Raw genomic sequence first — 21,738 nt, forward strand, 5'->3', positions numbered from 1 at the left:
CAGGCCAAAAACCAATAAATTGAGATGAGTTGCTGTAATTACTTTTTTATATAATTGTTATAAAGTTTCTCTAGTGCGCCTTCGGTTGCTAACACTGGATCTTTTTCCATAAAGTGCTTAACAGTGCGAGTTACAAAATCAGAGTTTTGTTTGTGCAGCTTTGAAAAATCTTTAATTAACGTGTTGCCATCTTTAGCGGCAGTTACTTTGTCATGCCGATGACGATACTGGCTAAGTGCTTTGTTAAAATCACCTTGATAGTCTTCAACCAATATTTTATAAAAATCACTTTTATCAACATTTAAGTCGGTAATGCAGTAGCTTAGTGCCTCTTTAAAATCAGTAAATAACATGCCTTCTACGTCAAATTCTTTGGTTTTTTCCCGCACTGTGACCTTAGCCTCTTCAGTGGCGTAACTAAAGCCAGTAAATGCTAAGCGCTCTGCGGCTTCTTTACCTAGTTTCATACCCGCTTGAATGCTGTGCGCAAACTCGTCGCTCATATCACCCAGTTCACTCTCTTCCCACATGTTATAAACACGCAGTGGTTTAGCGTATTTATTAGAAAGCTTTTTTTTCATTTTAGTAAAGCGCTCATCTATCGTCATTAACCTTTCGTTATGTAGTAGCGCATAGCACTCATAACATGCCGGTATTGATACAAAGTCGGCTTCTTCACCTAGGTCAATAATGCTTTGTAGCATGTGTAATGGCGGACAATGGTCGCGCTCTGTCGCTTCACAGCCACAATAAAAACATTGGTTAAAGTGCTGTTGGTCGCATGCATACGCCTGCTGATAATAACTGGCTAGCGTTTTACTCACAGTGGCTCCTTTTAATTAAACACTAAAAATTAGGGGGCGATAATAACAGTCTGAAAAAATATGTCAGTAGCTATAAAATACTTTTAATAAAATTATCTTATAGCTCAGACTATATTTAAATCACGGCAGCGATTAACCCAAACAATCCACCAAACACGCCGCCCCATACAACTAACCAACCTAAGTGCTCGCGGATCATGGTTTGAATAATCTCTTTAACCATTTTAGGGGTTAGTTCATCTAAACGCTCATCAACTAATTTAAGCACTGTATTGTGTAAACTTTCAGCACTATTACTTTGCGAAAGTGTTTGACTAACTAAGGCTTTAAAGTTATCAGTTTGAGATATTTCTCCAAGCGACAGTTGCATTTTTTCAATGAATTTTTCACGCATTGGTTCAACCGCCGCACTGCCACCAAACATAGCAAGCATGCTGCCAAACTGAGATTGCTCAATTACCTCTAGTAAACTGTCGAATGCGGGGTTTAAATCAACATTATTTATTATTGGTTCAAAGTCGATATTAGGTTGCGCTTTGCTGAGTAAGCTATTAATTTTTTGCTCTGAAAAAAACTCAGTTAAAATTAAGTTTCTTATTGCTACTTTAAAGCTTTGAAACTTTAACGCGATTACTCCCGAACCATATAAAAAAGGTACTTTTTCGAACAGCATATGAATAGCTAATAAATTAGTCACTGCTCCAGAGAGTGCAAATAAACCAACCGACAGCACAATTGCCTGATCAAATATAAAGCCGAGAACAACAAATATACCCGCTAGCAAATTGGTTATTAAACTTTTATTCATTTTTATTCCATTTCAGTGATTTATGGCATTAATTTTACAACGATTAGTTTGTTAAATTAATACCTTTTTGCCATAGTTTAAGTATCGGTTTAAAAAGCGAGCAATTGTTATGTGGAAAACAGTAAACGAGCAAATAAGCCAAGCCATACATTATGACTTTAAACATACTCATAAACAGCAACTTCAGAGCACCAACACAGACAAACTTTTTCATATAACCAATGGTACGCACAACTATTTAGTAAAAGTAGCGTTAAAAAATGAGCTTGAGCGCCTAGAAAGCGAATCGCTTGGTTTAAAGCTGCTCACAGAAAACGGGGTATTTATAGTGCCTGATTGCATTACAACAGGTGCAAATATAGAGTTCTCGTTTATTGTTTTAGAGTGGTTAGAATTTGACAAACAACCACACCCCACATGGAACGCAATGGGAAAAGGCTTAGCAATGTTGCATCAAAAGCATCAGCAAGCCATGTTTGGTTTTGATGTAGATAATTATTTAGCCACTACAGTACAGCCTAATAGCTGGCATAAAAAGTGGAATATATTTTACGCCGAAGAGCGCATAGGCTGGCAATTACAATTATTGGCAGAAAAAGGCATTATATTTATAGAGCCAGAGCGATTAATTAATTTAGTAAAAGAGCAATTACACAGCCACCCCGTAGAGCCATCATTATTACATGGCGATTTTTGGCGTGGCAATGTAGGGTTTATAAATACAGTACCGAGTATATTTAACCCTGCCTGTTATTACGGTGACCGAGAGGTTGATATAGCCATGAGCGAGCTATTTGCACCACTGCCAGATGATTTTTACAGCGCTTATAATCAACAATATCCGTTGCTAGCAAGTTTTGAGCAACGTAAATTAATATACCAGCTTTACCCTATTTTAAACCACGCTAATATTTTTGCGGGGCATTACCTTACCCAAGCAAAACAACACATAGAAAGGTTAATAAAGTAATCCTAATAAACTAAATTAAACGCAGTAAACATTTAATCCCGACTATATTGAGCTTATACCAATAGCATTAAGTAAGTGATTAATTAGTGTAATTATATTATTGAAAGCCTACTTAATAATGTACATGGAGTGATTATGAAAAACTTTGTATCGCAACGTATTTCATGTCCGCACTGCGGGCATCATATTCATTTAGATTTAGATGCCAGCATGGGAGATCAAGACTACATAGAAGAGTGCAGCGCCTGTTGTAACCCTATTCATTTAAACATGCACATTGACCATGCTCGTAATAAACTAGAATTACATGTAGATAGCGGCGACGAACAAATATTTTAACTCTGCTGACGCAAGTAGTTCTCGACCGTATTTATTATGGTATAGGTTTGCTGATCTACCTCAATATTAAACTCATCACCTAGCTTAGCTGCATCTAAGTTGGTAATAGCGAGGGTTTCGGGAATAAGGTGCAGCCAAAAGCCCTGCTCATCAACATTACCTACAGTTAAACTTGCGCCATTTATAGCCACAAAACCTTTATACAATACATACTTTTGCCACTGCGGCGGTATGCACAATTGCATTTTATAATTACTTTGCTGTTTAACTATTTGCACCACTTTAGCCGTACAGTGAATATGGCCAGACACAATATGCCCGCCAAGTTCAGTACCAAAGGTTACTGAACGCTCATAATTAACTAAACTGCCCAGTTCAAGCTTACCTAAGTTAGTTAACTTGAGTGTTTCATCAATCACATCAAAATATACCTGCGCCATTAAATCATCACTTGCTAATACTTTAACAACTGTTAAACAACAGCCATTAATAGCAATACTCGCCCCTAAATTTAGTTGCTGTATATATTGCTTTTCAACCGCTATGGTTAATTGCATCACGCCATTTACTTGGTTAGCCGACACGACTCTCGCTTGGGTTTGTATAATTCCTGTAAACATATAATCTCTTAAGTTTATTACAAAATTGGGGCTGTTAAGCCTTTGCTGCTTAATAGCCTCTAGTTTAACGTATCAAGTTATAAAATCATGCACTCTTAATAATTATCTTAATGGATTGGCACCCCGCAATAGATTACAATTATGCCCTGTATTATTTCTTAGCTGTTTGTTATGACATTTAGTAATTGGGAAGCTAAACGCTTACTTTCCCTTGCCATCCCCGTTTTTTTAGCTCAGGTTACCCTTGTTTTAATGTCTGTCGTCGATACGATTATGGCAGGCCAAGTAAGCCCAACTGATTTAGCTGCTTTATCTATTGCCACTGGTATTTGGAACCCATTATTACTTGCACTGCAAGGTATTTTACTCGCTTTAACCGGTGTTATTGCACAGTTTGCGGGGGCCAACGATAAAAAAGGCATCAGCCATTATTTTCAACAAGCTTTATATTTAACTGCGCTGCTATGTATTGCTGGGTTTGGTATTGCTCAATTTGCCGATATTATTATTTTAAAACTCGACACCAGCCCTGCTATAGCAACACTTGCCAGTGATTATATTCGCTTTGTTAAATGGGGAGTGTTTGGCTTTTTAATTTTTACCGTTTACAGAAATATGACCGAAGGTATGGGCATGACCAAACCCGCTTTTTATATCAGCCTGTTAGGTTTAGCGGTTAATATTCCGGTTAACTATATTTTTATTAATGGCTTATTTGGCCTACCCGCTTATGGCGGCGCAGGCTGTGGTATTGCTACTGCATTAGTATTAACTGTAATGGCAATAGCCCAGGTTATTTATTGCCAAATGAGTAAAAAAATAGATGCTAAAGGCTTAATGACTCCATTTGAAAAACCTAATTTAACCACTATTGGCATTATCACTAAATTGGGTATTCCTATTTCATTAGCTACTTTTTTTGAAGTAACCTTATTTGCCTGCATTCCATTATTTATAGCCCATTTAGGCGCCGTAGCCGTATCTGGCCATCAAATTGCCGCCAGTGTTACCACATTATTGTTTATGATGCCGCTTAGCCTTTCTATTGCTATAAGCATACGCATAGGTAACTTATATGGTCAAAACCATTTAAAACAGCTAAAAGTTGCTGTTTCAACTAGCTATATACTGGCAGCGCTCATTGCCCTATTTGTTGCCGTAACTACCTTTTTAGGCCGCGATTTAATAAGCCAACTGTACAGCGACAGCTCCGAAGTACTGGCACTGGCTTCATCTATCATGATTTTAGCCTGTATATATCAACTACCTGATGCACTACAAGTTGCTGCAAATGGCATATTACGTGGATTAAAATACACCGCACCTATTTCATACATTACATTTGTATCGTATTGGTTAGTTGGCTTTGCACTAGGCTATGTATTAGCCAGAACCGACTTAATCGTCCCAGCAATGGGCCCACATGGTTTTTGGTTGGGCATTATTGTTGGCTTAACACTCGCTGCTGTATTGTTAATGTACACAGTACATAGACGTTTTAAATATGAACCATCTTTGCAAGCTTAAACGGCTATTAGTAAAGCCACTGCCAATAACCTGTTTATTGGTAGTGTGCTTTATTGCATTAACCGCTTGTAGCGATAAGCCCAGTAATGCAAACCATACTTATATCCAGCGACTAGCTAACACGCTTGATTTACAGCCAGTAACACCAAAACCGCTAGTGCCACTAAGCTTAATACCATTAACTGTATTAAGTGATAGCAACATCACCTTGGGCATTATTCAACTTGCCAGTTTAAGCCACTGCAAACTTAACGTCCTCATTAGCGAGCATAATAACCAACTCGGTAAAACCGCCACAGCGGCAAGCATATTAATCTATCAAATAAAATTTATACAAAGTGCGCAGCAGTGCTTAACTTCGCTTGAAAAAGACTCTTCTATTTATAAAAAGATTTTGGCGGCAACCGAACACAAACAAAATAACTTAATGCACTACTTTAATAGCATGCTCTATAAAGATTCCGAGCTTAATCGCATTTGGCAACTGAGCTCGCGAGAGCTTTCAATAACCCCAGCAGGCTTTAGCGACACAGTAAATGCCGTAACAAAGCTGGTAAATATTAAACAACAAATAACCAAGCAGCAGTTTGCACAAATAAACTCCGAGCATTTATTTGCCGCACTAGAGCAGCTTAATAAATACCAGTTTAACCAGCAGCTAATTCAATCAGTAAGAACGCAAATAGCCCTAAATAACAGTGCTACCCAATTTATAAACACCATAAATATTAGCCAGCTATGCCAAGCAGGTAAAAATAATAACCAAGCGCAAATTGTAAATAATATCTTTAAAAAATATTACTTAGGACAAGTGCAACCTTACCAAGCACAGCTCGCCGGCTACTTAGAAACCCTGCAACCGCTATATCAACAACTTTGGTATAAAACAGCAATCACCGCAAACCAATTAATAATTTACTCCAGCCCAATGCAAACAGTAACTTATTGAACCAACTAAAATACTCAGCTAAAAACCATGTACTTTGGTGGCAAGTTTTTTATAAAACGTGTGAAATCAGCCCAATATGAATAAAAAAACGGCAAATAAACGCAAAAACTATAAAGCTGCTTGATCCAACTCCCATCACGCTATATATTAGCGCCCGTGCTACCGAGTTAGCACTTAGCTTAAATTAAAGTAATACGACTGTAGCTCAGTTGGTTAGAGCACTACCTTGACATGGTAGGGGTCGGTGGTTCGAATCCACTCAGTCGTACCAACATTTAAGAAAAAGTATAATTGAAGGAAAGAGCACTACCTACTCTTGATCACCCGGTCCAAGAGTCAGTGATTCAATTCATTCAGTCGTACCAACATTTAAGAATCCTAAAAAATTGTACGACTGTAGCTCAGCTGGTTAGAGCGCTACCTTGACATGGTAGAGGTCGGTGGTTCGAATCCACTCGGTCGTACCAATTCAAAGTAATGAAAACATCTAAAAAGAACACTCCCAACTCTTGCTCACCTACTCTAAAGCTCTACGGTTAAAACCAACTCAATCACACCAGCTAACTCTTTCATTTTAAGCAGTTAAATACCCCAAGTAGTTTATTTAACTCTTAATACTTAAGCATAATTACTAAAAGTATAAACTTTGGCTGCAACTAAAGCTTTGTTTAATGATAATTTGATTTGCATGTTTCGCTATCGAAGATAAGCCTATTCTAAAAGCCTTTTTATAAAACTTTAAATACCATTTTTTGCAGGGATCTACCTCGGCTAATTCTCGTACTATACTATTTGGGCTATTAGTATAGTATTGAGTGATCAGTGTATTTTGTTTTCATTCTAAATAATCATTAAAGGAGCAATTGTATGAGTGATAAAAGATGTCCTTTTGACCATACCCCTCTCACCACTAACAGCGGTGCGCCTGTTGTTGATAACCAAAATAGTATGACCGCTGGTAAGCGTGGGCCATTACTTGCTCAAGACGTTTGGCTAAATGAAAAGCTGGCAAATTTTGTACGCGAAGTTATTCCAGAGCGCCGTATGCATGCAAAGGGCTCTGGCGCGTTTGGCACATTTACTGTTACTAACGACATTAGTAAGTATTCTTGTGCAAAAATATTCAGCGAAGTTGGTAAAAAAACCGAAATGTTTGCTCGATTTAGTACGGTTGCTGGTGAACGTGGCGCTGCTGATGCTGAACGTGATATTCGTGGGTTTGCATTAAAGTTTTATACCGAAGAAGGCAATTGGGATATGGTGGGTAATAACACACCTGTATTCTTTTTACGTGATCCACTTAAATTCCCAGATTTGAATAAAGCGGTAAAGCGCGATCCTCGTACTAATATGCGCTCTGCAACTAACAATTGGGACTTTTGGACTTTATTACCTGAAGCGCTCCATCAAGTAACGGTTGTAATGAGTGATCGTGGTATACCTGCCTCGTATAGACATATGCATGGTTTTGGCTCACACACCTATAGTTTGTGGAATGAAGCCGGTGAGCGCTTTTGGGTGAAATTTCATTTTCGTACACAGCAAGGTATTAAAAACTTAACCGATGCAGAAGCTGCTGAAATAGTTGCTATGGATCGTGAAAGTAATCAAAAAGATTTATTTGAATCGATTGAGTGCGGCGACTTCCCTAAATGGAAAATGTATGTGCAAATTATGCCTGAAGCCGAAGCTGATAACGTGCCGTATCATCCTTTTGATTTAACTAAAGTATGGCCTAAAGCTGATTACCCACTGATTGAAGTAGGTGAGTATGAGTTAAATAAAAACGCTGATAACTACTTTGCTGACGTAGAGCAAGCTGCTTTTGCACCGAGTAATTTAGTACCTGGAATTGGCGTATCACCAGATAAAATGCTACAAGCCCGTTTAATTAACTACGCTGATGCACAGCGCTACCGTGTAGGTGTGAATCATAATCAAGTGCCGGTAAATCAACCTCGCTGCCCTGTTAATAGCAATGCGCGCGATGGACAAGGCCGTGTTGATGGTAACTATGGCGCAAGGCCACACTACGAACCGAATAGCTTTGGCCAGTGGCAAGAGCAGTCACAATATGTTGAGCCGCCACTTAAAATTAATGGCGATGCTAAACATTACGACTTCCGTGAAGACGATAGCGACTACTTTAGCCAACCACGCGCTCTTTTTAACTTAATGAATGATGAGCAAAAACAAGCGCTATTTAGTAATACGGCGGCACAAATGGGTGATACCTATGACTTTATTAAATATCGTCATATTCGTAACTGTAATCAGTGCGATCCTGCCTATGGTGAAGGTGTTGCTAAAGCCCTTGGAATGACGGTTGCTGATGCAATAAAAGCACGTGAAACAGACCCTGCAAAACATTTACCTGGCTGCTTATAAACTATTAGTTATATCTAAATTTTGATATTACAGCTAGAAACACAGTTTTGATAAGCAAGGATGCTTTGTAATATTTGCTGCCCTTAAAGGGCAAATGATTTTATTGGCTTAATAGTGTAACCCGGTCTATTTGTGAGTTTTATGCTAAAACGCAGTTATTGCTAGCTGGCTTTTCTAACAAAAAGCCAGCTAATTACAGCAGTAATAAATGTAGTTAACCTTAGTCTGTGGTTTAATTTATATAACCCATTTAAATAATGCACTTGTATATTCTCCCTTATACCAGTTCCACTACATAATTAACCTTCTCTATTCATGACAGCTAATCATAAAAAATTCAAAACCGTTTTTCTGCTCGCTTAAGCCTTGATTAAAGCCAGCCGACACATATAAAAAGCCATCATTTGCTACAAGCTGTTTAAGCTTATTTACACTATCAGAAAAGTCATCCATAAAATTAGTCTCGGAGTTTTCAAGCAACTTTTTATGCCCAAATAAAGCCTTTGGTGTGTACTGATTTGATTTAACAAATTCAGTTAACGTATCTTGATTAGAAAAGGTTTTAAAACCATGTTTACACTCGGCTAAAAATGCTAATAAATCCGCAAAGTCAACTTCAACAAATGTTGACTCTTCCATTAGCCGAATAAAGGTTAAAATTAAATCATTTGAAAAAGTATCACCAAACTGACTTTTAATTGACTCTGTTATGTCATTTTTAACTTCAAGCGGGAACGCTTTATAACTTTTCATACTAAACTCCTTTTATTGATATATTTAACTTATGTATTTAATCGCCAAATTTTTAATTGCTTATAAATGCACTTTTAAAATGTTGAATAGGCTACCTCAAACCACAGTATTATGCCTTAGATTTATTTGTAAATAAGATTGATTAATAAATGCGTTTTTGTTTGCAATAATACGCTAGGTATTTATCAATAGAGAAATGTATATCAATACCTTACATGAAAAGTGAAGCCAATTTGACAAGCCTCTTGAAGGGGGTTATCTTACCAATTAGTATTATAAAATTACCAATTAACTTACGATTACAAAGTAGGCGTAAAGTAGCCTTATTAATTTTCTATTGTGGCAACATTATGAATTTACAACAATTTAAATCAGAGGATATGAAAATGAAAAGGCGCAGACGTTTTTGGACAATTGTTGAAAAATTAGAAACCGCGATAGATCAAGGTATTTATCCTGTGGGTACACGGTTACCAGCAGAACGTGAGTTAGCCGAAATTCACCAAGTAAGCCGCCCAACTATACGCGAGGCAATTATTGCACTTGAAGTCAGAGAGCGCGTTGAAGTAAAAACGGGTTCTGGTGTTTTTGTTACTGACACTAAAAAGTCAGAAAGCTTCGCTAAACCAATAAGTGCATTTGAGCTAACTCAAGCCCGTGCTTTGGTTGAAGCAGAGGCTGCAGCACTGTCTGCCGCAACGATACAAAGTGAAGAGTTAGCGTTGTTAAAACAAACACTTGATGACATGCGTATTGCTGAAACCGCGAATGCAGCCGATCAACGTTTTCATGAAATTATCGCGCAATCAACCCGTAATAACGCTATTGTTTTAACAATTAATAATCTTTGGAAGTTGAGATTAACCGAACCTGAAATTATCTCGGCTCATGAAGATGTTTGTTCGCAAAGTAACGAGCAACGAATACAAGAACACACTGCTATATACGAAGCAATTGCATCGCATGACTCATCAGCAGCAAGAAAAGCAATGCATAACCACTTTAACCGATTAATTAACGCATTATTTGCAGCTAGTGAAGCTAAAGCGCTTGAAGAGATAAAACGTAAAACAGATGAAACCCGTGGATTGTATTCTATTACCCATTTAACCCACTAAGTTAGTGTGTTCACCAAATAAAAAAGGCTCTAAATTAGAGCCTTTTTTGTGTTAGTTGCTTTAATTTAGAACTTAAAGCTCATACCCAAGAATAAGCGTGGGCCATAGTCATTCACTTCACCTAAGTTCCCCTCAACAAAGAAGTCTTGTGATTTAGGTGCACTAAATAAGTTAATTGCCTCTGCTTTAATTCTAATGTGCTCATTAATTTTATAAGATGCGCGCATTTCCCACACCCCTACCCCGTCTACATAACGTAAGCGAGTACCATTAGATGTGTAAGGTTGGAAGTATTCGCTACGGTATTTGTAAATAACCGCGGTATCAAATCCACCAATTTGGTAGTACAACTGGCTACTAAATACATGCTTAGAAAAGCCAGGTACTGAAGCTGGTGGAATAATACCTGCTTGCAGTTGAGTTGAATTTCCATCTACATCAGTTTCATACGTGTCGCCGTATAAACTATCTTGGAACTCAAAATCAGTGTCGGCAAAGTTATAACCAAACTTCATACCAATTCCGTTATCCCAGCGATATGAAAATGAGGCTTCAAGGCCTAATATTTCGCTATCTTCGTCAGAGGTAACAGAGTTAGTAATGGGTAAAGATACTGTTTCACCGCCCACAATAAAGTCTTCAATAACTGTTTGCTGTTGAAAACCGCCTTGGAACTGTTTGTAGTAAAGGCTTAACGCAAAAATCGAGTCTTCATTTGGGTACCATCCAAAAGCGGCATCGTAGTTCCACGACATAAGTGGTTGAGTATTTGGGTTACCAGAACCATTTACGCCTACTAGTAAATCACTAATTGATGTTGCAGTACCTTCTTTATCTTCTTCAAATGTACGGCTGTAACCTAAATTTGATGGATCAGCACGCGACATACCACGGTATATACCCGCCCGAAGTAAAATATCTTCACTGTAATCAATAACTAAGTTAAAGCTTGGTAAGTATTTAGTGTAATCGCCACCACTTTGTATTCTATCTAATGAGCCTGAACTTGATTCAACAAGAGAAAGCACACCTGTGTCACTTGTTACTATATCAAAGCTATTTCTAAAACCAATCGACGTAACTTCTGTATCTACAATACGAAGACCAAAGTTACCGCGAATAAACTTACCAAACATTTCAGTATCATAATTAGCCATTAAATATACTGATGTTGTTTTTTCGGTTACATCTATTGTACCTGTATTTTCGTACTCAACATCGGGGTAAGCAAACTGCCCGTCTACGTTAGAGCCGGCAACTGCTTGAGAAAAACAAACGTTATCGTAGGTTGCCCATGATGAGCCTGTACCAGTGCCTATTGCATTACCATCAGCATCTATATTGGTTACAATATTGCCATCAGATACGCCTGATAAAAAACCTGATTCAGGGAAGTCGATTTGACATCCTTGTAGCACATTAAGCGCATCAGTGCCTGAATCTAACGTAAATTCGTTTCTTGAACCATTACCTTGGCTGCCACCAAATTGCACAAAGCTCAATTCTGATGTTCTAATGCCGCCCTTAATACTAGTAAAAACATTACCCTCGAGTAAGTAATCAAAATCTAGTCGAGCTGACATAACTTCGTTCTCACGAACGTTTTCACGATCTAAACGTGTTCTTAAGCTATCTGTAAAGTTTGAAATATCGGTAACATCAAAGTCTGTTAACGTAAAGTGAGGTATTTCTGTGCCCATATCCCAGGTAAAGAATTTTTGGCTTGAAGTCCTACCGCGGTTAGATATTTGCAGCTCTTCTCGTTCAGTTTTTGAATAGGCTAAATCTAAGTCAACTGTTAATCTATCGGTAACAGTATGTTCAATGTTTATGCCGTAGCCTTGGTAGTTTTCTTCACGAGAAAATTGCTCACCCGCCGACTCTATGCGCTCTTCACCTTCCCAATGCAAAATACCACCTACATCATTGGTAACCAATGTAGGGCCTGTTATACCTGGTGTAGCACGTTTTTGTAAAAAGATTAGATCGTGACGCGCTTCTTGTTGTGTTCTATCTGATATTTGCGTATCAATGTTAATATCCCACGCAGCCGATGGCTGGTACTGTAATGCAAAAAACACCGCATCACGCTCATCAGACGTTTCATTTTGACGAAAGCTGCGGCTACTGCCAGTCCAAGCATATGGAGTACCGTCACTTTCTGCTTTACCAGTTTGCGAGTCTATTTTGGTTTGATAACCTTGGTTTTTTAATTTATCGCCCGCTACTTGGTCTTCACAGTCGCCAGCTTTACTGCGATAAAATCCCTCATTGGTATTGTTAGGATTGTTTATACAAGCCCATAATGATGAACCCGATGGGCTAGAGCTTCTATATTCAGCTTCTGGTTGGCTAATATCTTGGCGCTGTACACCAAACGACACACCAACGGCTTGCCCATTGTCAAATTCAAACTGATCTACATAACTAAACGTACCGCGATAGCCCATATCACTTTGTAATGAGTTATCTACGTTACCTTCATCTGGGTTGTAATTTAATTTAACTTCGCCAGATATACTTTGCTTACCAAAATCGAGCGGAGTAATGGTTTCAAGTGCAATTACACCTGCTACCCCACCTTCTATCATTGATGCGTCTTGGGTTTTATATATGGCTACTTTTTTTACCAGCTCAGATGGAAACTGTGAAAAGTTAACTGAGCGATCACCACTACCATTAGTCGCTTCACGGCCATTAATATGTGTTGCACTTAAGAAAGGACCAAGACCACGAATAGTTATTTCTGTTGCACCGCCATTTTCACGATGAGAGGCAGCTCCAGTAATAGATTCAAGTGCTTCACCGATAGATAACGCCGGTAAATCACCAATGTCTTCTGATGAAAGGCCATCGACCACAGTAGTTGATTCGCGTTTAATTGCTATTTGGTCTTGTATAGTTCTACGAGTACCTGTAACACTAATAACTTCAACGTCTTCTTTTGCTTGAGTATTTTCAACGGCTTCCTGTCCATTTGCGGAAAATACAAATGAGCCTAATACACCTGTAATAACGCTGTTTTTAATTAATTTAGCTACTGGGCTAAGTTTAAATCGATTACGAACTTGTTTGTACGCTTCAACATTATTTATATGTTTTTTGTTCAACGCCATTACAAATTCTCCTTTCTAGTTGTGTGTGAAGTGTGTTGCTAGCCGTTTATTTGTGTAAATGAACTAAGGCAGCTATTTTTTTGTAAAGGACTTTTATTACTGCGTTTATTATTAGGTGTGGTTTTTTCTTTAACGCTGAAAATTTGTAAATCAATTTTTCACGCTACAAACCCACCTACATTACCAAATAAAAACCTATACATTACCAATTTGTATAAATAAAACCCTTCGCTGTTAACCAGCTTGGTCATATAACCATAATAAAATAACTTTTGCCACTAAAAACAATCAAAAAAAGAACAATTAATTCACAAAAGAATAACGAAACAAGCTTGAAACGCCAACAAACAACTTACCAGCAACGGCTTATTGTTATTACCAATTTATTACCCTGTATTGGTATTTACTTGAGGCTATTAATTTAAGTAAGGCTTTTAAGTGTGATTTATTAAGGTATGAGTAATTAAGGAGTAATAAGGAGGAGCAAAAAATAAAATTAACGCGAGTTTACCCTCTAATGGGCTCGATAACTGCTTATGCGTTATTTTAGCCTTACACCCATGCAAGAGCCGAGTAAGTCGACTCAAGTAAACGTGGGGTAATGCGCGCTACCTACATCTATGTGGGTAACGCACAAAAGAGCAACCAAATAGCGTGTATTGGCCTTAACACATCGCTACACGTTTTATATACACTAATATTTAGCATTACTGTTATAAACAGTGCTATTAAAATATTCAGCTGGCGCTATAGATCCTAAAACAACAGGCACTCGCTGGTGCAAGTTAGTCGGGGCTATATCTAATATTCGGGCCCCTTTTGAAGTGGCTTTACCGCCGGCATTTTCTACTAATAAGGCTAATGGGTTTGCTTCATAGAGGAGTCTTATTTTTCCATTTTCATTACCAGCGCGGTTATCTTGTGGATATAAAAATAACCCGCCACGGCATAAAATACGATGTACATCTCCCACCATAGCAGCGTTCCAACGCACTGAGCTTTTATCAAAGCTTTTACATGTATATAGCAACTTGTCAAAATATACCTGTGTAGGCTCATCCCAATAGCGATAGTTAGCCATATTTACGGCAAACTCACTGCTTTGCTCTGGCACACTAAGTTGGCTATTTGTTAGTAAGTAACCGCCGTGTGTAGAGTCTAATGTATAACACCGTGTAGGGCCGCCAGTACTCATTACAAGTAATGACGAGGGGCCGTAAAGCACATAGCCCGCGCAAACTTGGTTTGCACCTAATTGGTTAAATTGCTCATCGCTATCATAGGGCACATCATCTCGGGCTAAATAAATAGTAAAAATAGTGCCTATTTGGCCATTTACATCTATGTTAGAAGAGCCGTCAAGTGGGTCAAATGCCACTATAAACTTACCCTCTGGGTTGGCTCCTACTGCGTGGTCTTCTTCTTCTGACGCTACAGTTCTCACTGAGCTGTCCTCTAGCAAAATATCTTTAAGTAGTTGATTGGCTATTACATCAAGCTTTTTTTGCACTTCACCTTGAATGTTTTCATTTAAGGTTGAACCCAAAACACCGGCTAATTCACCTTGGCTTACTCTAAAAGCAATTTCTTTGCTGGTCGCTAAAATTGTGCGAATAAGTAAAATAAGGTCGGTTTGTACGCCATCTTCTTTTAATACTGTATTTAGTCTTTTCATGCGCTATACCTATTTACACAATTTAGATCGTTAAAACACTGAACAAGCCTTGCAACCATACTTTGCTCTGAATGGCGAAGCCATACGCGTGGATCATAGTATTTTTTATTGGGTTTATCGTCCCCATCTGGGTTACCAATTTGGCCTTGTAAGTACGCTTGCTTGCTAGTGTAATAATCTAAAATACCGGTCCAACACGCCCATTGGGTGTCGGTATCAATATTCATTTTAACTACGCCATAGGTTAAAGACTCAACAATTTTGTCGTACTCTGAGCCACTACCACCATGAAATACAAAGTTAATTGAGTTAGGGGGTAAATTAAATTTATTTGATACGTAAGCTTGTGAGTCTTTTAAAATGGTTGGTGTAAGTACCACGTTACCCGGCTTATAAACACCATGAACGTTGCCAAAAGACGCCGCAATAATAAAGTTAGGGCTTATTTTGCTTAATCGCTCATACGCGTAAGCAACATCTTCAGGTTGCGTATACAGTGCAGAACTGTCTAGGTGAGAGTTATCAACACCATCTTCTTCGCCACCGGTACAACCAAGTTCAATTTCAAGCGTCATCCCTATTTTGCTCATGCGCGCTAAATAACGCGCACATATCTCGATATTTTCTTCTAAAGGTTCTTCAGATAAATCTATCATATGCGAGCTAAAAAGTGGTTTGCCCGTTAACTCAAAGTGCTGTTCACCTGCATCGAGCAAACCATCTATCCAAGGTAGTAACTTTTTAGCAGCATGATCTGTATGTAGCATTACGGGGATTTCATAATGCGCCGCAACTGTATGTACATATTTAGCCGCACTAACTGCGCCAAGTACTGCAGATTGTTGCTCTGGTAATACCAAACTTTTACCACAAAAAAATTGTGCGCCGCCATTAGAAAGCTGAATAATAACAGGCGAGTTCATTTTTTTTGCAGCTTCAAGCGTTGCATTAATAGACGTTGTACTAACAACATTTACCGCAGGTAAAGCATACTGATTAGCACGTGCATGTTCGTATACAATTCTTACATCGTCGCCAACTACTACACCTGGCAATATTGCCGGGGCTAAATCTTTCATTGTTTGTTCCTTACTACTTTAATGCTTGAATACACGAGTCAGTAATTGCTTGCCAGTTTTCTTGTGCAACCCACTCTTTATTTGCGATCCAAGTACCACCCACAGCAAATACATTATTTAAAGATAAGTAATCCATTTTATTTTGCTCGCTTACGCCACCTGTGGGGCAAAAGCTAGCGGCTCTAAATACTGACGATACAGCCGATACGAATGGTGCACCACCAGCGAGCGATGCAGGGAATAATTTTTGTTCTTCAAAACCGTACTCAAGCGCCATTAAAATGTCACCCGTGTTAGACACACCAGGAAGTACCGGCACATTGCATTTTGTTAGCGCGGCTAATAATTGCGGAGACACTGCTGGCGTAACAATAAAGTCGGCACCCGCTGCGAGTGCTTGCTCTAAAATGTCAGTATTTATTACTGTACCAGCACCTACTTTAAGCGCTGGCACCTGCTTTTTAATAGCTTTTAATGCATCTAACGATGCATCAGTTCTAAGTACTACTTCAACCAAAGTAAGGCCAGCATTGGCCATAGCTTGAGCTATTTTAACGCCTTGCTCTGGTGTGTCGGCTTGAATTATAGGCAATAATGTTTGCCCTGACATAAGTTCAGAAAAGCGAGTCATAACCTTGTTCCTTTATTAAAGATAATGCGGCCGAACTGATGCGGCCTTTAAATTTAGTTAAATAGCGGCTTCAGCCATTGCTAACTGAAATATATCTTTTGGCACAATAGCCCCGGGTTGTTGTATAACTGCACCGGCGGCTTTTGCAGCAAGTTGTACTGCGTTTTCAATAGTACACCCCGATAAACGCGCACCTAAATATACACCGTTAAAAGCATCACCCGCGGAGGCTGTGTCAACAACATTTTTAACCGGTATAATAGTATGGCTCTGAAGTGTATTGTCGTGTTTTGTCACAACTGATGCTGGACCATTTTTAACAACAATTTCTTCAATTTTATATTTTTGTAAGTATTCAATAACCGCATCTACGTTATGCACATTATAAAGTGTGGTTAAATCTTCAACTCCTGGCAGGGTAATGTCTGCAACAGAAAACGCTAAATGATACTGCGCTTTCGTCTCCTCTGTGTTTTTCCATAAACGCGCTCTGTAATTGGGATCAAACACTATTTTTACTCCGGCATTTTTGAGCTGCGTTACAATTTGCCAAAAGCGCTCACGCGCTCCTTCTTCTATTACAGCGAGTGAAATACCCGAAAAGAAAAACATATCACCTTGTGAAAGTTGCTCAACAAGCTCGGGAGTTAAAAAATCAACAACCTTTTTAGCGGCAGCATCACTGCGCCAATAAATAAAGCTACGCTCGCCATGCTCATCCGTTTCTATGTAATACATGCCCGGTACTTTGGTATCGTGAGCAAATACAAACTGAGTGTCTAACTGTTCGCTTTCGAAGCGTTCAAGCATTTTTTTACTTAAGTTATCTTGGCCTAAAGCGGTTACAACAGAGGTCGAAATTTGCGCAAAGCTACGCTTTAAATAAACGGCAGAATTATAAACATCACCTGCAAATGATTGGTGCAGTGTTGCCTCACTCATAGCCCTAAGCTCGACCATGCATTCACCAAGAAAGTAAATATTTTTCATTTTGGAAGTTATCCTATGTAGTTAACTGCTATGCGCTTTATAAAACACAGTGGCATAGCAGTTAGTATCGAGATTATTGAGGCTTTTTAAGAGGTTCTATTTTTGGAATAAGGATCCAAACAGCAGCCATTGCAATAATTGCTAATGAGGCACCAATAATAAATGCTGGCGCATAATTACCATCGGCAGTAAGTATAGGAACCAAAGATGTAAGGCCTACAGCACCTAACTTTGCTGCCATACCAGAGAAACCGGATAATGTGCCCACAGCCTTTTTACCCAGTAAGTCACTCGGTAATGTTTGTACGTTACCAATGGCTGTTTGAAAACCAAATAAAATAACCGCCATAATAAGTACCGCTGTTACTGGGCCACCTGGGTTAGCCATTGCAAGCAGTGCCGGTAGCATAATTAAACAGCCCAATGTTATGGTAAGTTTACGTGTTTTATCGGTATTCCAACCAGATTTGAGCCTGTTTTGCGCTAACAAGCCACCAAACCATGCACCAAACATAGCACCAACATAAGGCACCCATCCGTATATACCAATAGATTTAACATCCATGCCATACACTTCGTTTAGATAAATAGGGATCCAAAAAACAAACAGCCACCAAATAGGATCAATCGCTGCCGAGGCAATAATTACGCCCCAACTTTGCTTACGACACAACAGCTCTGCGGTAGAAGGGTTGTATTCTTCTTCCTCTTCGTCTGTTACATCGCCATTATCATCAACACGTCTTTGGCCCGTTAAAATGTACTCACGTTCTTGTGCTGTAAGCCAAGGGTGAGAGCTAGGCGGCGCTTTAACTAAAATTAACCACGGCACTAGCCAAAGAAAGCCTAAAACACCAATAGCAACAAACACCATTTGCCAGCTAAAGTAAATTGTTAAATAGGCAATTAAAGGGATGGCAATAATACCGCCAATTGCCGCGCCAGAATTAAAAATACCCTGTGCTAAAGCACGTTCTTTAGTCGGAAACCATTCAGCGTTACCTTTAGCAGCACCTGGCCAGTTACCTGCTTCGGCCACACCTAAAATAGCGCGGAAAAAGCTAAAACTAAGTACACCTTGGGCAAATGCATGTGCAATTGTTGCAAGCGACCAAACACCAATTGATAAAACAAAGCCGAGTCGTGTGCCTACCCAGTCAAATACTTTACCAAATATGGCTTGGCCAAAAGCATAAGAAAACACAAACACAATAGAGATATTAGCGTATATTTGTTTACGCTCTAACGCCGATTCATCCGGGAATAAATCCTCAACTATGTCTGGCCAAAGTACACTCAGTGCCTGGCGATCGATATAATTGATAATAGTGGCAAGCGCAATTAGCGCGATAACCCACCAACGTAAGCCTTTAAGTTGCATAATTATTCCTCAATAAAGTCTTCACGAGCTGGGCTAAAGGTATCAATTAAAATACCACCCGTTGGGCAGGTTGCGCCATGATCAGCGAAAGGAGGTATTAAACAACTATCACCGGGCTTTAATATTTTAGTCACGCCATCAATATTAAAATGAAATTCACCTTCAACAACATAAGTAACTTGGGAGTGCCTATGCGCATGGTTATAGCCAATAGCCCCTTTTTCGAACCAAATTTTAACGGCCATGAGTTCTTCGTTATAACCCAGCATTTGACGCTTTAAGCCATTACCTAAGTCTTCAATTTCAGTTTCGTTGCCAAATGAAAAGTGTGCACTTTGCTTTTGCATCCTGTTTACTCCTGGTTATTGTTCATCGCATAAACGCCCAGTCGGCTATTTAAGGTGAATACTTTATTTTGAAATTTAAATGTATTTTTTATTGTGCTATGAGCTTTATTTATAGCCACTAAATACGACTTACCTTTAATACTCAGTTGTACAAGTACTAAGTCATCTTGCTCGGTATATTTAAGTGCCGACACTCGACTAACCGCTTCTAATGTATATTCTTTACTTGGGTTGTATTCACCATGGGGTTCTAATACCGATATAAACGTATGCTGCTTTTGCGCGTTTACACGGCGAATAAAACCGTTTTCATTGCGTAAATTAAATTGCGGATCGTTTGCACCAATTTGAGTAAACAAAAACGACTCGTCACCCTTCACCAAACTGGTTTGCGTATAAAAACGACCGTTATCGTTAAGCCAAGTTACTTTAGCTAAGCCACTTTGTGGTTGTGCCTGCCCTTTTAGCCATAAGTGCTGATAACCATTTTTAGACCCAAGTGCAGCAAGCTGAGTTGTACTGGCTTTTAATTCAAAGCTGGTATCAATAAGCTGACCTTTGTAATGCAGTGGTAAATCAAATTGATGCGCGTTATCGGCAGCAACATTAAATACATCCAGTGCAATGCTGCTTTCAAGCTCTGGTAAATTAATTAATGCCAAGGTGCGCTCAAGTTCAACACCTTTGTACGCGGTGCTTATTTCACCACTTGATACTGTGCCAAACTCATTGGTTTCAAAAAAGTTTAGTGTAGGATGGTTGTTATTACCCACATCTACATTGGCATTAAAGTGTGTGGTTTCGTCAACCACAACAGTATTGTGTGCAACCGTATGCTTGGCATAGGTTTCGTTTTCAGGTAAGTAGCGCCCGCCGTATTTGGCCTCTACATTTAAAAAACGAGCGGCGCCATAATCAGATACAATTTCGTTACCGTGGTCATAAAACTGCCACGTTAACTTATCAAAATGACCGTGGCCTAAACCTTGTGCTGCTGGCTTAAACAATAAAGCCTGATCGCCCCCTACTTGGGTACGCATAACCACTAAAGCACCTTGCTTACCGTCATTACCATCACCAAAAGCAACCGATTTAAACGAATAAGGTTTTGCCATATCGCTATCGAGTGCTTGTGCTACTTTTAAGCCATCGCCAGAGAGAATTATTTGCTCTTGTTGTTTAGCAATATCTAAATAACCCGCGTCGTTTGTTAAGCCATAAGCAGTAGTAACACCATGCACCAGCTCAATGGTATCTATACCTTTGCTTTTTATTGCATCGTTAATTGGGAAAAACAAACCGTTGTAGCTAAGTTGAATAGTGGTATCAATCGCTTTTAATAAAATACCATCGCGGTATTCAAATATTTTTCTTTGTGGTTCGTTGTTTTCAATTGCCTTCGCAAACGTTACAAACGGCAGTAGTGCAAAGCGTTGATAGTAAGGACCTTCGTTGTAGTAACCTTGTGGCGAAAACAGCATTTCTAACTGCTTAATAAAGCCGCCTTTACCCGACTTTTCTAAATCGTATAACGATTTTTCTACCCACTCTGGCTCACCCAGCACATAGCCTGCCATACCTACACCCGCAGTTGCCCACGTACCATGGTTATGTACTTTATTAAATGTTGATGGTTGGCCTACCGATGTAAATAATGAAACCGGGCGTAATAAATCGTTCTCTATTGTTTTAATATTTGCAGCATTTAACGAATCATAAACGAGATCGTATGCTTGTATTGTGTACACAAGCCACATTGCTTCGTTAAGGCTTTGCCAAAAAAACTTACCTGGGTTTTGAGAGTCAACCTTACGCTTTGGGTGTACATCCAAGGTTGGATATAATTTGGCGTAATCAAGTAGCATATCGCGCACATAATTGGCGTATTTATCGTCTTGGCTTAGCTGATAAATAATGCCAGCGTTGTACATAAGTTGGTAATTTTTTTTATGGCGTTCATGTGTATAACCACCACCACCATCTTTAGGTACAGGCACTGTAATAGGGTGTGCTATTTGCTCATCTACTTGCGCTTTTAACAGCTCAAACGCAGTGGCAAACTTGCCACTGCTATTACTGCTAATTGCTTGGCGCATGTGCTTAACATCATCAGTAGTAATTACCAAATTTGGGTGCGCGGCATGCGCACCCAATGATAAAAACAAGGTAGATACCGCTATAGCAACTGTTTTAAAACGTGTTTGGCATTTTAATAAATACATA

The 21,738-nt window shown here is 39.0% G+C and carries 17 protein-coding genes, 2 tRNA genes and 1 pseudogene; 8 read left to right on the forward strand and 12 right to left on the reverse strand.

Going from position 1 to position 21,738, the window contains the following annotated elements; all coding sequences use genetic code 11:
* Window positions 1-38: 38 nt before the first annotated feature.
* Window positions 39-824, reverse strand: coding sequence for a hypothetical protein (locus J5X91_RS00665; protein WP_208833856.1), 786 nt, complete (start codon window positions 822-824; stop codon window positions 39-41).
* 115 nt (window positions 825-939) lie between these two features.
* Complete coding sequence (locus tag J5X91_RS00670) at window positions 940-1,632, reverse strand: hypothetical protein (protein ID WP_011328407.1); 693 nt, start codon at window positions 1,630-1,632, stop codon at window positions 940-942.
* A gap of 109 nt (window positions 1,633-1,741) precedes the next feature.
* On the opposite strand from J5X91_RS00670, the gene J5X91_RS00675 reads away from it, so the two are divergent.
* Entirely contained in the window at window positions 1,742-2,602 is an 861-nt protein-coding gene (locus tag J5X91_RS00675; RefSeq protein WP_011328408.1) for a fructosamine kinase family protein, read from the forward strand.
* 135 nt (window positions 2,603-2,737) lie between these two features.
* Window positions 2,738-2,941, forward strand: a complete 204-nt coding sequence (locus J5X91_RS00680; RefSeq protein WP_011328409.1) for a CPXCG motif-containing cysteine-rich protein — start codon at window positions 2,738-2,740, stop codon at window positions 2,939-2,941.
* On the opposite strand, the gene J5X91_RS00685 is transcribed toward J5X91_RS00680, so the two are convergent.
* On the reverse strand, window positions 2,938-3,561 hold the full coding sequence (locus tag J5X91_RS00685; protein WP_086993449.1) for a riboflavin synthase subunit alpha: 624 nt from the start codon (window positions 3,559-3,561) through the stop codon (window positions 2,938-2,940). The genes J5X91_RS00680 and J5X91_RS00685 overlap by 4 nt on opposite strands.
* 171 nt (window positions 3,562-3,732) lie before the next feature.
* On the opposite strand from J5X91_RS00685, the gene J5X91_RS00690 reads away from it, so the two are divergent.
* The 5 genes and pseudogenes from J5X91_RS00690 to J5X91_RS00710 all read left to right on the forward strand — a co-directional run bounded on the left by J5X91_RS00690 (window position 3,733) and on the right by J5X91_RS00710 (window position 8,425).
* The gene (locus J5X91_RS00690; protein ID WP_208833857.1) at window positions 3,733-5,088 is read left to right on the forward strand and encodes an MATE family efflux transporter; all 1,356 of its coding nucleotides are present in this window, start codon (window positions 3,733-3,735) and stop codon (window positions 5,086-5,088) included.
* Window positions 5,066-6,117: pseudogene (locus J5X91_RS00695) on the forward strand (DUF3080 domain-containing protein). Before J5X91_RS00690 ends, J5X91_RS00695 begins: the two are co-directional and overlap by 23 nt.
* Window positions 6,118-6,231: 114 nt before the next feature.
* Window positions 6,232-6,308, forward strand: a tRNA-Val gene (locus tag J5X91_RS00700).
* A gap of 119 nt (window positions 6,309-6,427) precedes the next feature.
* A tRNA-Val gene (locus J5X91_RS00705) sits at window positions 6,428-6,504 on the forward strand.
* A gap of 400 nt (window positions 6,505-6,904) precedes the next feature.
* Window positions 6,905-8,425 (forward strand): catalase, encoded by a 1,521-nt coding sequence (locus tag J5X91_RS00710; protein ID WP_208833858.1) that lies wholly within the window; start codon window positions 6,905-6,907, stop codon window positions 8,423-8,425.
* A gap of 309 nt (window positions 8,426-8,734) precedes the next feature.
* On the opposite strand, the gene J5X91_RS00715 is transcribed toward J5X91_RS00710, so the two are convergent.
* On the reverse strand, window positions 8,735-9,178 hold the full coding sequence (locus tag J5X91_RS00715; RefSeq protein WP_208833859.1) for a hypothetical protein: 444 nt from the start codon (window positions 9,176-9,178) through the stop codon (window positions 8,735-8,737).
* Between the two features lie 386 nt (window positions 9,179-9,564).
* Between J5X91_RS00715 and J5X91_RS00720 the strand changes: the two genes are divergently transcribed.
* Window positions 9,565-10,296 (forward strand): FCD domain-containing protein, encoded by a 732-nt coding sequence (locus tag J5X91_RS00720; protein ID WP_041454459.1) that lies wholly within the window; start codon window positions 9,565-9,567, stop codon window positions 10,294-10,296.
* Window positions 10,297-10,361: 65 nt separating this feature from the next.
* Here J5X91_RS00720 and J5X91_RS00725 read toward each other — a convergent pair whose 3' ends face one another.
* The 8 genes from J5X91_RS00725 to J5X91_RS00760 form a co-directional block, all read right to left on the reverse strand.
* On the reverse strand, window positions 10,362-13,412 hold the full coding sequence (locus J5X91_RS00725) for a TonB-dependent receptor (RefSeq protein ID WP_208833860.1): 3,051 nt from the start codon (window positions 13,410-13,412) through the stop codon (window positions 10,362-10,364).
* A 694-nt stretch (window positions 13,413-14,106) separates the two neighbouring features.
* Window positions 14,107-15,087 carry a class 1 fructose-bisphosphatase gene (locus J5X91_RS00730; RefSeq protein ID WP_197182773.1) on the reverse strand — a complete coding sequence of 327 codons (981 nt, stop codon included), beginning with the start codon at window positions 15,085-15,087 and terminating at the stop codon, window positions 14,107-14,109.
* On the reverse strand, window positions 15,084-16,166 hold the full coding sequence (gene fbaA / locus J5X91_RS00735; RefSeq protein ID WP_011328419.1) for a class II fructose-bisphosphate aldolase: 1,083 nt from the start codon (window positions 16,164-16,166) through the stop codon (window positions 15,084-15,086). The genes J5X91_RS00730 and fbaA overlap by 4 nt, the downstream gene beginning before the upstream one ends.
* Before the next feature lie 13 nt (window positions 16,167-16,179).
* On the reverse strand, window positions 16,180-16,797 hold the full coding sequence (gene eda / locus J5X91_RS00740) for a bifunctional 4-hydroxy-2-oxoglutarate aldolase/2-dehydro-3-deoxy-phosphogluconate aldolase (protein ID WP_208833861.1): 618 nt from the start codon (window positions 16,795-16,797) through the stop codon (window positions 16,180-16,182).
* A gap of 57 nt (window positions 16,798-16,854) precedes the next feature.
* Entirely contained in the window at window positions 16,855-17,787 is a 933-nt protein-coding gene (locus J5X91_RS00745) for a sugar kinase (RefSeq protein ID WP_208833862.1), read from the reverse strand.
* 73 nt (window positions 17,788-17,860) lie between these two features.
* Complete coding sequence (locus J5X91_RS00750) at window positions 17,861-19,168, reverse strand: MFS transporter (RefSeq protein WP_208833863.1); 1,308 nt, start codon at window positions 19,166-19,168, stop codon at window positions 17,861-17,863.
* A 2-nt stretch (window positions 19,169-19,170) separates the two neighbouring features.
* A complete protein-coding gene (locus J5X91_RS00755) occupies window positions 19,171-19,515 on the reverse strand; it encodes a cupin domain-containing protein (RefSeq protein ID WP_011328423.1) in 345 nt (114 codons plus the stop codon).
* 5 nt (window positions 19,516-19,520) lie between these two features.
* A complete protein-coding gene (locus tag J5X91_RS00760) occupies window positions 19,521-21,737 on the reverse strand; it encodes a heparinase II/III family protein (protein WP_208833864.1) in 2,217 nt (738 codons plus the stop codon).
* Window position 21,738: the final 1 nt, after the last annotated feature.

Source organism: Pseudoalteromonas sp. K222D (assembly GCF_017653575.1).
Lineage (GTDB): Bacteria > Pseudomonadota > Gammaproteobacteria > Enterobacterales > Alteromonadaceae > Pseudoalteromonas > Pseudoalteromonas nigrifaciens.